We start from the raw sequence: 14,110 nt of genomic DNA on the forward strand, positions 1-14,110 counted from the left end.
GGCCATGCCACCTTTCTGCGAGTCAATTTTTAATATTGTTTGATCGTGATTTGGTAGTTGTCTTTTAGGAGTTTCTTTTTAGCCACCAGTTTTATTTGATAAATTTGATTTCCCCAAGCCTTTATCAGTCTATCATCATCCATCATTTTTGGATTGATGACGACATCGAATTTGGAAGCGTCAAATTGCAAAGTTGCCTTGTTGCCGAAATTTAATTTCCCTGTGGTTATGGTTGGCTTGATGACGGCAATGTAGTTAAGCTCATTATTCTTTACGGTTTTATTCAATTCAAATTGGTCCGTTACGCTAATTTGCTTTTTTGACCTATTCAATATCATTTCCCTATTCCAGTAGTTTATTGCAGCTTCTGTAGGGTAAGCTTTTGAGAGATCCATTGATATTTGCTCTAAATTATCCTGATGGATTTCATTTAGTTTTGAAGCGGCATATTTCCTGCCGTCTTTTTGCTCAAACCCGTTAATGGTTGGACAGTTATGCCAATTGGATTGCACATTCCAAATTTCGTAACGTTGTTTGCTGAATGTTTTAGCTGTATAGGTACCAACCCCAACATCAATCAATAATGGATTTCCATCTACATAAACAATAAAATTCCCAATATCATTGTGATTATGACTTTCGTTATTATGTCCGCCCTTGATGGCGAAAAATAATCCTTTGTCGGAACCTTCTTGCTGACGACCCGTAAAAACTTGCAAATTAGGGAGTGATGTGCGTTTAGGATAGGGTGCTTTTGCTGGGGTGGCAATCAGTTTTTGATGAACCTTCAAAAGCTCTACGAAATCAACGATATCGTTGCCCCATTCCTGACGGCGTTGCTCAAACACGAAAGCAGCATACTCCTTCAACTTCTCGTCGTTAAACATTAATCCGTATTGAAATATACTTACTGGATTTTGCGTATAAATGGCGTGAGCATCAGCAAAATTGGTATAAAATTTATCGCTAATGTGCATTTTATAGGTGTAGCTACCCATGTTATGCAACAATTGGTTCTCTGCAAAATCAATTTGATTTGCTGAAATGGCCTTTAGCTGATCTAATAAATTAATTAAACGACCGCCTGCCATATCCCAATAAGACGGACCTTCATCACAACCTCCATCAGCAGGATAATGATTTAAAAAGGCATCGGAACTTAGGATAATTTTTTGGGCCAATTGCTGGAGTGTATCCGCCGATACTTGCGAATAAATGAGGGCATTGAAACAATTAGCATTATTAAAGGCATTCCAATTATTAACAATTCCGCCATTTAAACCCATCCAAAAAAACTTATCATTGGTTAAATAAGGTTGGATGATTCTCTTGTCTAGTTCGGCAGCTATTCTTTGGTTGACAACCCTGGAATATTTCTCTAGTTTATCTTTTAAAAGAAACTGAATTAATGCCACCCGATAACCTGTTCGGGAAGCATGTAAATCGATATAAGAAGTGGATACGGCGGGTAAATCAGCGCCCTGTTTTTGTACAACAATGTGCGCTGGAGCCACCCAAGTGCTTTCTTCGAGCAAAAGCCATAGCCCGTTTACCAATTGGGGAATATAAGTGTCATCATCAGAAATGATTGCCCCTATGGCTAAAAGTGAAATCATCTCTTGACGTTTGTTGTGTAAATTCTCGAAAGCTACACGTTGGCCTTTGTGCTTATAATCTAAATATAAAGCTGCGGTAATGCTGGGCCAATCATATTCGTTGGCCTTGTTAGCTAAATTAATGTAATAGGCTTTTTGCGCAGCGGATAAGCTGTTGATTTTACGGCGCAAATCAGTCAATTCGTTCATACGCCATTGCGCAACATCCTTGTCAAATGCTGCTTGGTGGTATCTTTCGTTAAACTTCTTTGTGATATAGTTTTTTTCTTGAGCATCACTTTTAAATGCTATGCCCAAAAAAAGAACAATTGACAAGCCTATTAACAACTTAGGTCTTCGCATCGCCATAATTTTTATTGTTTCCGTTACTTTCACCTAAATCCAACACAACCACAAAAGGCTTCTCTGTTTTAAAATCTGCAGGCAAGGTAACATCAAAATACGTGTTGCTATCCCTATCTATTCCTATATTGGTTTTTTTAATCTTTAGTGCTTGGCCACCCACCAAAAAATACGCTTTTTGTATCCCTTTTCCATAGGATTGAGGAATTGCCAAACGCAATTGATTATTTACTGGTCGGTTAAAAACCGTTAAATAAAGCTGATTTCCTTTTAGGGTGTAATAGCCGTATTCTGGTTTAGGCAGACCTGCATATTTGGCACCGTAAATGGCTTCAGCATTTTGCTGCATCCATTCGCCAATGCCAGCGGCAATTGCACCTTCTTCGGGACGGATAGCTCCTTTTCCATCTGGACCAAAATTGATGACCAAGTTACCATTTAAGGATACCGAGTGCAATAGCATTTGTATCAAATCGTCATCTGTTTTAATGTACGACGACTTCCAATCGGCGTTATAGCCCCATTGGTTTGGCGGAATGGTCATTACGCAATCCCAGTCACGACCTTTTAGCACTTCTATACTGGCTGGTAATTTACGTTCCCAACCCTGTTCATAATCGCCCATCATTTTACCGTTTGAATCAAAGTGGCGTTTACCGTTTTCATCGGCCCTAAAGCGGCTGCCAATAATTAAACCTGGATGTACCTTACGCAATTCTTTTTCCAACTCATCAGTATAAGCTGCTTCTTTAATCCAAGCTTGATCCCATGAACCGTCAAACCACAAACCTTTTACGGTTGGGTAATTTTTGAGTAGCTCGAGCAATTGGTTACGTGTAAATTTTTTGAATGTTTCATAGCTTGCAATTTCTTCCGCAGTTTTTGGCGCAGCACTTCTGTAACCTTTGTGGTTCCAATCAATAATCGAAAAATATAAGTAAACATCTATGCCTTCAGCGTTATAAGCATCTACTACCTCTTTTACAATATCTTTTTTATAAGGGCTATTTTTAATGGTGTAATCAGTGTATTTACTTGGCCAAAGACAGAAACCATCATGATGTTTAGTGGTAAATATCACATATTTTGCGCCCATTTGTTTAGCTTGCTTTGCCCAAGCTTTCGCATCAAAACTGGTAGGATTGAATTGTTTGTAGAAGTTATCGTAGGTATTGGTCCAATTTTCTGGTGCGGTAGCTTTGCTCCAAGAACGGATCCATTCGGCTGCGCCGCCATAGGTTTTGCCAGCCCATTGACCTCCTGGTATGGCATACACGCCCCAATGGATAAACTGACCTAGGCCATAACTTCGCCAACGTTCCATTTCGGCATCGGTTCTGTTACCCGTTCTGTGGGCGCCATATTTTAAAGGTATGGTATCTGTTTTGAGTGTCGAAGATTGCGCATTAAGGGTTAAACTTGCTACGCCAATTAACACCGAGCTTAGGATTGCTTTTAGTTTTTTCATTTGTGTGTGAGATAAATCAATTTTAGCAATTCTTATGAAATAAATTGCTTTATGATCAAAATTGTATCAATTATAAAGGATGTACTTTCGCACATCCTCTACAATCGTCATTATAGTTTTATAACTCTTGTTGCTATGTTACCGCTTGCACCAGTTAATTTAATGATGTAGGTACCTGCTGCTACCGATGCTAGGTTGATGTCAATTGTATTGTCAGTGCTGCCAATTTTTCCAGAGGCAACGGTATTACCCTGTACACCTACTACCGTATAGCCAGTGTAAGCGCCAGTAGCCAAAGCTACCGTTGCCGTCCCTTTAGTTGGGTTGGGATAAACGCTCAACTTGTTATCATTTAAACCAACTTTTACCACTTTTGTATCTAAATGGTTAATTTTTCCATCTAAATCTTCTTGCTCTAATTTGTAGTAATAAGTACCCGCAATTGCGTTTTTATCAACCAAGCTATATCCTGTAGTTTTAGCTACCAGGGTAAAGTCTGTTCCGTTACTACTGCGACTTACGATATATTGCTTATGATCAGTCTCTGAAGCGACTTTCCAGCTTAATTGCACACCACTAGTAGTAGACTTAGCAGCAAAACTGATAAAGTTTACTGGTAGCGGAGTGTCATTATACGTATACAAAGCGGCAATACTTGCCGAACCTGCATTAGCAGGGATACCAAACTTCGCCACATCATCTTTCCTACCATCTCCATCTATATCACCAAAGGCGAAGAAACGATAATTTGAGTTTGAAGCATAATCCCAAATAAAACTGGCAAATGCCGTAGTATTAATGGTATAAACAGAAGGATTGTTGCCGTATCTAGAATAAACAGTGAAATCAGTGTAGGGCGCTCCTTTGCAGATAAGTACCTCTGTAGTTACATATCCAGTAGCCGTTTGCCCTGTAGTAATCAAATCTTTTTTAAAGCCCGAGCCAGTTAAATCACCAAATATTACTTGACCATACCTTTTACCTCCTTGATGATTAGTTTGACCTGTACTACCATTTCCGTAGGTTAACACCGTTGTATAAACATCTGGATTACTTGGATCTTGTTTATATACTTTGATCATCCTAGAAGTTGTGTTAGTATTGCCGCTTGTATTACCTTGAACTGCTATATCTGTTGCGAAACCATCTCCGTCTAAATCTCCAAAATCAATACTACCATTCCCCATGCCTGTAAAATTAGCATTTGGTGTACCATCTAAAGTAATTGAAACTTTAGAAAAAGTACCATTACCATTGTTTTTATAAATAGAAGTATAGGTATCATTAGCACCGGTTCCAATTTTTGCGGCAACAGCAATATCTTGTTTGCCGTCTTTATTATAATCGCCAACTACTACGCCAGTTACCTGATAACTGTTTAGAATCATTACTGGGAAGTTGCTAGTTCCATCTACTGGATTAACCAACAACGTATATTGGTTTGAACCTAAATTTTGATACAGAAAGCTTGCACCAGTATCATTATCAACCAAAAATATATCGTCTTTGCCATCACCATTGTAATCAATAAAGCCTACAAAACCAGTCGTACCTGGAAATTCACTTGTACCATTAACAGGGTTAACTACTTTGACATAATTACCACTTCCGTCTCGAGCGTACAGCATAGTTGTTTTAACATCGCTGCTGTTAAGTCCATTAGTTACAATGTTACCGTCGGTTTTACTCCATGCTCCATTTCCTCTTTTTAAAGCATCAAATGCAGAGGCATTTAAAGTATAAGTCCCAGTACCATTGTTTTTATACAACTCAATCCCAGTAAAAGTAAGCGCAGCGCTTGTTGTTTCGTTACCTACTTTGAATATTAACAAATCCTGATCTTTACCATTATTAACTGCATCGATAGAGCCAAAAATCATCTTTTGTGCTCTAACGTTATTTAATATTCCACCTGAAATTGACGTTGAGTCTACACGGTTATATGTTTTTTGAGCCTTTACATCAGTTAGTGCAAATACCCCCATCCCAAGCAATATCGCGACGCCATTAGTTAAGGATTGTTTTTTTAAGTTGTAGAATTTTCTCATCCTTTTTGGTTTAAGTTTAAAAGTTAGTTGATTGTTTTTTTTCAATAGCATGGATTGCTTGCGCAACCCATGCATTGGAGGTTAATTTAAATATCGCTAGACCTGATGACCTTAATTTTCTTATTGCCAACATCTGCTACATACCAATTGCCCGTGTACCTATCATACCAAATACCAATTGGGCCATTAAATCTTGCCGAGCTTGCCGCTCCCAAAACATCGCCATTAGCAGTTGCTCCAGCTACCAAACTAAAGGTTGAGGTACCTGTTTCGTTAAGTGCGTTTACCATAGACAGGTAATGACCTTGACCAGCGCCAGGATTATCAAAATTAGACACCACAATTTTACCTTGCGAGCTCACATAGATACCTCTTGGAGATTTGAAATTGGTTGTAGCTCCGGTCCTAATAGCCGTAACGCTATTGTTTGCTAAATTGATTTTACTGATAGCATTCCCATTCCAAGCAGTTACATAGAGGTTTTGGTTATTTTCATCTAATGCCACTCCCCAAGGATTGGATCCAGTAGTAGCAATTAAACTTACCTGATTATTCGTTAAGTCTATCCTTCTTATTCTTGCACCACCCCACTCAGCGGTATAGAGGTATCTGTTTGCTTTATCTATGGCCAAACCTGCTGGTCGGTTAAATGTAGCCGATGTACCTATACCATCTGCAGCACCAGAGGTACCAGAACCTGCAATAGTAGTTACCGTTGCCGCTCCATTTGGCGCAATATCTAATCGGCGTATGGCATGAAAAGCAGTGCTGGCAGAACCATTATCGTTAGCCACATAAATGGAACCGTTGTTAGCTACTTTAATGCCATAAGGAAAGGCAAAAGTTGCCGTAGCTCCCGGTCCATCAGTTTTTCCCGCGGTGCCACTACCAGCCAACACAGTAGTATTTCCATTGGCATCAACCTTAATAATTCTGTGAGTATTGCCATCTGTGATGTAAATATTACCTTTTCTATCCGTAGTGACATCTTGCGGATCAGCAAGGGTAATTCCATTGTTTAAGGCAAGTGTAGTTACTCGCAAGTTGGTCATGACAGGCTCATTATAAGCTGGCGGTTTTAAATATAATGGTGCACTTAAGGTATGGGTAGCATATTTAGGTACATTGACATTGAATACCGTATCCTTAAAAAATTTAAGGCCAGTGATTTCAACTTTCACCTCTGATGGGAAAGCGACAAAAATACTCGCCTTACCCGCTGCAGAAACGGTCTTGGTATCGAGCAGGGTAAAAGCACTCTCCCCTTGTTTTTTGATGCTAAATTTAACATCAGCGCCTTGAACATATTGATTATCTAGGTAATCGAATACATTAACATCTAAGCCGACTAACGTCGATATTTTTAGCGTGACCGCTGTTCCTATATCATCTTTATGTTGCACAAAAGCCGAATCTGCTTTGTAAACATCTGCATCTGCTACTTTTGCCTTTACGGTAGATGGCCATGGCAAGGACATCAAAATTTTACCTGATGCATCTGTTTTTTCTGTACCCACTAGGGTAAAATCATTCTTTCCACCAGCTCTGTAGCTTACAGTTATGTTAAAATTTGAGATAGGTTGCAAGGCAGCACTATCTATTACATTAATTTCTACAGGCGACATGCCAAATTTTGGATTTGTACGTAGCACGATACTATTTGGTGTTGCGGTACCTATCGCAAGATTAACCGTATCGGCTGTATAAAAAGTGGTGTCTAAAAATATCCTATACTGATTTGGATATCGGGCATCATACTTAAACTCGCCACTAGCATTAGTCCTAATGGTATCTACAATTTGATATTGTTCCTGAGCACTAATTTTTCGTCCAACGAAAACCTTTACTCCTGGCTCTGGCAAATTATTTTTTGTGTTAATTACCTTAATATTTAACGATGTACTTGGTAAATTTTCGTCGGTATTAAGGGCATCATTTTCTAACTTGCTACAGGCGAAAATGGTGACAATTGTTAATACAGGAATTACGTATTTAAATAGTTTGATGTTTGATGCTTTCATGTTGCAATCTTTAATACGATCTTATTTTATAAACTCAGATTCAAAATCTGATAACCAAACCTTACCATTGGTTACCCATTTGGCTTCGATATTAACACCAAACCAATAGTAAAGCTGTTGTGAAATATCTGAATTGTGGGTAAGGTAAAGCTTGCCAGGCGTGCATGTCCATGCGGCTAAAGGAGCCCAAGCGAAGTTTGTCCCACTCGTTGCGGTAATTGTTAAATCTTTACCTGTAACATTTGGAGCATAGTTTTTAAGCACAGTTCCTTGCGCATCGTTTCCTGGCCAGTAACCAATCAAATTATTGAAGTAAGGATCTGTATCGGGAATTTGCTCTTGACAAACAAAGTTTTGAATAGCTTGAGGTGAAATTGCTGTATTGTAAATGGCCAGTTGATTTACGTTTTGCGTGCATGTTCCTAATGAAGATGCAATGGTACCAATTACCAAATCGGAGGCAGTGCCCATCGCAAAACCCGTAATATCTGTTGGTTCTTTAACTGCCTTTCCATCTTGAAAAAGTTGTGCGTAACGCTTACCGCCTTCGGTATGTACCCTTAATGCCAAGCTGTACCATTTGTTAACATCGGTTACTTGGGTGCCTACTAAAAACTTTAATGTTGCAGAGCTGCCGCTGCCTAAAATTACACGGAAATATTTGGTAGATGCTTCGTACATAAATTCCCAACCGGTAGCATTACCATACGCTGCATTAATTTTTGAAAGAATGGTAGCATGGTTAGATCCGCTGGGAACAGCTTTTAGATTCACTTTGAATTGTATAGTAAAATCGCCTGTAGTGCCTAAGCCATAAGCAGCAGAATTTGCTGCCGAAAGACTTGCCAATACATTTTTGGAAGAGGTCGTTACCCCATCTACCACAGGCTGCGCAGGTAACTCTTTGCCCACAAAATTTGGTTGATGGTAAATGGTAAATATATTCCGTGTACGTTTGCTGCCTGATGTAAAGGATTTTCCATCGCCACCATGGGTGGAAGTGATGACCACTAGCCAATCTTCCTTGGCATAGGTAGGCCTTGCTTTAATACCCGCTAGCAATTCGCCAATGTAGGTATCTAATTGTAGTACCGCGTTTTTGTATTCGGGTACATTAGCATCAAAACCTGCAGCTAAACCAACTTTGTTTGCGCCATTAAAATTAGCGATGACCAAATCCATATTGGGTTCTGCTATTTTTTTCAGCGTAGAATCTTTTACCAACGCATCATTTGCCACTACAATTGGAAAATCTGAATAGATAAATAACTTTTGAGATAGTTTTTGCCAAGTAGTAATTGCGGCTGAATACCTAATTTTACCACTACCTTGTAGCCTTTCTATAAACGTAGGATATACTGCCCTTGCATCATGCTCGCCACCGATGACGGTAGACGAGGCATCGAAAGAACTATCAGCTACGCCGTGGGTGCCTATGCTTACACCAGTCATGATATTTTTCCAACTACCAGCATCACTAACGGGCATATCTGTCCAGCCGTCATAACTGTATTTACTTTTGGTTAATATTTCCTGAATTTTTGGCGGGGCAATAGTTTTTAAATCAGCTCCCGTTATCCCATCAAGGCCAATAAGCAAAACTTTTTTTCTTTTGACATTGACGATGGTTTGTTCCTCAAATACATCTGGTGGATCGAAATATTTTTTACATCCCAAAAAAGCAAAGCAAAGCATCAAGAGTAAAAACCCTTTGTTCACCATTTGTCTAGTATTTTTTAATGTCTTCATCTTATTTAAATTAGATTGGATTTGAAAGCCAAACTTGCTCTGTTAACAAAGGGTATTGCGCTGATATTTTAGCCTTAGAAACTGTACTTACCCATATTCCCCATTTTGTGAGGAAGGGTTCCATATCTGTTTGCGTATAGGTGGATAGTTTTTCGTAGAAAAAATCCACTTTGTCTTGGTTGTTATTGGCCCCAAAACGTGCATGTCTTGCTTCGGTGACCAAATAGGTCATAAAGCCGTACCCATATCTTTCAAAAATTTGGATATACATGCCTAATCTTGCATCTAAACTTGTGGTATTGGCCGAAAATTCTTTACGTGCTGGTGCCGCAGGAGGAGCAGCATTTACAAATGCCAAACCAGCATCAAGCATTCTTTTATAATTGCTATGTTTAAAGCCATTTTGCTTGGCTACTTTTAAGCTGAACAAGTTGCAGGTTACTTCGCCATTACCCTCAAAATTCCAAGTGGAGCCCATTTGCATATTGTGCCCAATTTCATGGTAAGTACCCCAGTTAAATCCAATCACTTGGCTTTGGGTAACGGCCTGCTTAAAATAGTTGTCGTTTGCGGTAGCCACTACAGGGTAACCACTATGCTGCGCACCAACCGAAGGCTGTATATCATGAACAATGCGCCAAGGCAACATGGCATTTCTATCTCTTACGTCAACCGCATCAGGAGATAAACCGTACCATTTCCAGATCCCATCTTCCACTTGTTTGTCCCAAGTTTCCATAAGCAATTGTGGATCATCGATAGGAAAATCGGCTAATTTATTTACAGGCAGGGTGAAAATAATGCGTTTACCTCTTAATTCGAACCAAGGAACTTTGGTGTTGGCAATCATCTGCTTCCACGCTGCGTTAGTCGTTTCGCCCAGTACAAAATCTGGCGATTTGACTACTCCTGTAAATTGAAAAGTTACTTTTTTACCTAACGGACGAGGAGGAATGATCCACACATGGCCACCATATAAATTACGTAACATATTTTTACCTGGGAACAATTCTTGGCGGCTATAAATGATCGGAGCCCTACTTAAAGGATCTTTGCCAGTTAAATTATCTGTCCATGCACCAATTTGAGCCGTTAATCCGTAAACACCTAAAGGCACTACAATCTCTATTAGTTCTCCAGCAGGCGCATACATACCCGTGCTAAAATAGCCGCCTGGTGGGACAGAAACTCTTAAAAGGTCGTTGTTACTGACTACGTAATCTAGGTTTAGGGTAACTTCTATCCCTTTCAAACGCGGTTCTTCAATGCCCACAAGACCAGGAAATACCCTGGCCGCATTAAACTGCGAACGGTCTATTTTATAGATTGAGGTATCCAATATCACTTTTTTCAGGGTATCTGGAACACCATTTGGATTATACCCGTCTTCAAAAGAATATCCGTATTTCTTTTTACATGCCGCTAGACATAAAACTACCAGTAAAATGGCCGTGATGCTAAAATTATACTTTTTCATATTCGTCATTATTATTGGGTGATGTTATAAACTGGCAACCAAACTTTTCCGTCGAGCCCATAGTTATCTGTTTTGATCCTCAACCATGAATAGATATACCTGGGAATATCTACCCCTCTTGGCAGTCTACCATATATTTCGGGTGAAAATGGAATACAAAATTTTGCATCTGCATCTTCAAAAGATTCCCACACCGGGCTTCCTCCGATAGCGAAATTTCTGGTGCCTGATATTTTATCTTTAAAAGAAACCCCAACGCCATCGGTTGCTGGCCAATAACCAATTAAGGAGCTGTAATAAGGGTGTGTGGTGGGTACATTTACCTGGCAAGCGTATTCTTTAATGATATTATCTGGAACCGCTGCTTTAAATAAGCGTATATCGGTAATGCTTTGTGTTGCTGTATTTCCGTAACCGTCTATTTGTCCCGCAATAAGCGGCACAGCATTATCTACATTTCTAGTGGTAATATCTACTGGATTGGAAATCTTCTCGCCATCTTGATAAAGTACAACCCATCTTTTAGCGCTTTCATTATATATTTTAAATCCGATGGTGTACCATTTGCCAACCGTAAGTAGTGGAGCTGAAGCACTGGTAATAGTCGTTGCAGATAAACCAGCGAAGCGCCATGTACCATTAGAGCCATTATGTATAATCCACCATCCTGTTGAACTATTTGCGGGGCTGCTACTTTTAGAAAATATAGGAGCATTTAAGGTTCCAAATGCATGTACTTTCAATTTTAATTCTACCGTGTACTCTGGCGCTGTGGCACCAGTACCAAAGTTAAAAATCGAAGCATCAGCAGCACTCAAAGTTCCTCTCAAAGCAGTACCATTTAATTTAATATAATTACCATTGTAAGGGATGGCACTTGTATTTGGTTTCTCGTAAACACTTGTATTAAAGGCGGGGTTGTAGAACATCACGTAGCTGTTAAGCAATGGTCTGCTAAAAAGGGTGCCATCATTATCTGCTGGATTAATAGGGTAAGCGCCCCCTTGGTTAGAAGCGATGATGACTAACCAGTTTTCATTAGCGTAATTCTTACGACTCTTTAGCTGCGCCATGATTTCACCTATGTAACCATCTATCTTAAGAATAGCGCTTTGGTATTGTGCCACCGAATTGTCGTAGCCATATTGTGCTCCTGCTTTATCTACGCTGTTAAACTCTGTCAACACCACAGCGGCATCGTCCCTTTTCAACTCATCCACGGTTGCCGCTTTCACCGCCAAATCATCATCATTAAAAGATTGGTTTACATCGGCATTGCTGACTAAGTTTTGGCTTAAACGTGCTGAGGCACAAAAAGCGGCTGTACGAAATGTAAGATTATCCTTAATTCGTTTAAAGAACATAGGATAGTTTGTTAGCTGCTTCCCTGCAAAATCGGCGGTAGTTACCCCATGCTTTGCTTTATTTACGCCCGTAAGCATGTCTGTCCAAGTGGTTGCATCTAAACCACTGTCATCACTTACCGATTCGTAGGCATAATTGGCATTTGCCTTGATTTTGGTTAGGTTGGGTGCTAAACTGGTTTCTATAGATTTACCTCTGGCGCCGTCGATAATTATATACAATATTTTTGAGGTTCGGACCTCCAGAACAGTATCTTTGGTTTTGGCAAAATCACGTTTACCTTCAAAATCTTTATTACAAGCCGATAGGCCACATCCTGCCAAAATAAACAGGATACCATACCATATGCCGCATTTATTGGTGTTATTTTTTTGTGTTCTTTCCATTTCTATTTTAATCAGGAGGTAAATAATTTATGGTTTAAGGACTATCCTAACGATGTTGTTGACAGGTTTGGCATCGAACGTGGTGATAAACCCAGCGATGATTACAGTTGGATAACCGAGGCTATTTGTTTTCTCATAGATGTCGGAAATTGAACCAATAAATCTGCCTGTATTGTTGTAACCTTGGGCTAAGGTTCCATCGGCGTTCAGGATCATAAAGCCCTGCCTGATGATATTGTTATAACTCGCAAAACTTCCCGACACAATGATTTTGCCACCAGAAAGTTGTGCCGCAAAAGTTGGGTATCCACTTGCCATGCCAAGTGCTGTAAATGAAGGATCAATGCTTCCATCAGCGTTGGTGCGCACTAAGCCATTTACTGGCGTACCATTATAGGTAGTAAATGAACCCGCTAACATATATTTTCCATTGGTAGCATTATATTTCACACTAAAAATGGGTCCGTTAGCTGAGGCGGTAAAGGATGGATCTACTCTTCCATTATTATCTAGCCTTAAAATATAGTTAGCTGTTTGAGCCTGATACCGCGTAAAGCTACCTACCATAATCAGTTTGCCATCGGGCTGTATTGCACAATCATAGACACTTCCGTTACCAGCTTCCAAAGCTATACCAGCAGCCTTATCGAAATTGTATGTAGAGTCCATTTTCCCTTCCAAACTCATCCGCAGCACGTTATTTATTTTAGTATAACCTACTACTTTTCTATCTCGGGTGGATCTTTCATAGAAATGCTCTGCATAATTGTTGAAATTACCCTGTACAATAATTTGATTGTTATAGATGAACAGCTTACTGGCCGTGCCATTAATTCCTCCGTTAAATCTGGCAACAGTATCATAGCTATTGGCAGGAATCAGTGGCGTCAAATTCACCACTTCCACACGTGTAGTATCTAGCGAACCATCGGCGTTTAATCTGGTGATCCCGCTTATTCCTTTTCTATTATTAAAACTAGAAAACGATCCACCAATCATCAATTGACCGTTACTTAAACGAGCAATAGAGGTGATAAAACTATTTGCACCTTTTTTTGAATTTAAGGTATTTAGGTAAGTTCCATTTTGGTTTGTTAACACGATACCGTTAATGGGCTGTTTTTCTGAAGCGGCCTGTGCATAATTAGTAAAACTTCCCACCATCATTAAATTACCGTTTGGCAACGGCAAGATTTGACTAATCATGCTGTTTGCGCCTAAACTTGAAAAAGTGGCATCTACTTCTGTTTTACCAGCAATGTTCACCATTGGACCAAAAAAGATCTGCTCATCTACAATGATCACCGCTGGCCCTGAACTCAAATTATCTGGTATAGTAACGGTTACAGAATTGGTGGTTACTGATGTAATTGTTGCTGGTACGTTGTTGATGAGTAAACGTAGCTTATCTTTATAAGGAACTAAACCAGTAGCGCTAAAAGTCATACTATTTCCCTCTGTTACCGCAGGAGTAGTTAAAAATCTAATGCCTAACGCTTCTTTTCCACCTGAGTATGGGTCTTCTGGCAACGGTTCGGTTTTTTCACAGGCTGTAAAACAAACTACTGCTAGCATTAACACGAAGAAAAAACGAACTGGATGCTTTATATCTTTAAATTTTTTCATGTCTATTTCTTA

At 39.6% G+C, this 14,110-nt stretch carries 8 protein-coding genes; all 8 read right to left on the reverse strand.

What is annotated here, in order from left to right:
- Positions 1–29: 29 nt before the first annotated feature.
- The 8 genes from DUT70_RS18310 to DUT70_RS18345 all read right to left on the reverse strand — a co-directional run bounded on the left by DUT70_RS18310 (position 30) and on the right by DUT70_RS18345 (position 14,098).
- Complete coding sequence (locus DUT70_RS18310) at positions 30–1,964, reverse strand: heparinase II/III domain-containing protein (protein WP_113648809.1); 1,935 nt, start codon at positions 1,962–1,964, stop codon at positions 30–32.
- Entirely contained in the window at positions 1,945–3,426 is a 1,482-nt protein-coding gene (locus DUT70_RS18315) for an alpha-L-fucosidase (RefSeq protein ID WP_113648810.1), read from the reverse strand. Before DUT70_RS18315 ends, DUT70_RS18310 begins: the two co-directional genes overlap by 20 nt.
- A gap of 110 nt (positions 3,427–3,536) precedes the next feature.
- Positions 3,537–5,474 carry an FG-GAP-like repeat-containing protein gene (locus DUT70_RS18320; RefSeq protein ID WP_162926665.1) on the reverse strand — a complete coding sequence of 646 codons (1,938 nt, stop codon included), beginning with the start codon at positions 5,472–5,474 and terminating at the stop codon, positions 3,537–3,539.
- Positions 5,475–5,560: 86 nt separating this feature from the next.
- The gene (locus DUT70_RS18325) at positions 5,561–7,495 is read right to left on the reverse strand and encodes an NHL repeat-containing protein (protein WP_113648812.1); all 1,935 of its coding nucleotides are present in this window, start codon (positions 7,493–7,495) and stop codon (positions 5,561–5,563) included.
- A 21-nt stretch (positions 7,496–7,516) separates the two neighbouring features.
- Complete coding sequence (locus tag DUT70_RS18330) at positions 7,517–9,244, reverse strand: LamG-like jellyroll fold domain-containing protein (protein WP_113648813.1); 1,728 nt, start codon at positions 9,242–9,244, stop codon at positions 7,517–7,519.
- 10 nt (positions 9,245–9,254) lie between these two features.
- Complete coding sequence (locus tag DUT70_RS18335) at positions 9,255–10,721, reverse strand: M60 family metallopeptidase (protein WP_162926666.1); 1,467 nt, start codon at positions 10,719–10,721, stop codon at positions 9,255–9,257.
- Between the two features lie 11 nt (positions 10,722–10,732).
- Complete coding sequence (locus DUT70_RS18340; protein WP_113648815.1) at positions 10,733–12,472, reverse strand: alkaline phosphatase family protein; 1,740 nt, start codon at positions 12,470–12,472, stop codon at positions 10,733–10,735.
- Between the two features lie 27 nt (positions 12,473–12,499).
- Positions 12,500–14,098, reverse strand: a complete 1,599-nt coding sequence (locus tag DUT70_RS18345) for a DUF5008 domain-containing protein (RefSeq protein WP_113648816.1) — start codon at positions 14,096–14,098, stop codon at positions 12,500–12,502.
- Between the last annotated feature and the right edge of the window lie 12 nt (positions 14,099–14,110).

Source organism: Pedobacter chitinilyticus, from assembly GCF_003313385.1.
Classification (GTDB): Bacteria; Bacteroidota; Bacteroidia; order Sphingobacteriales; family Sphingobacteriaceae; genus Pedobacter; species Pedobacter chitinilyticus.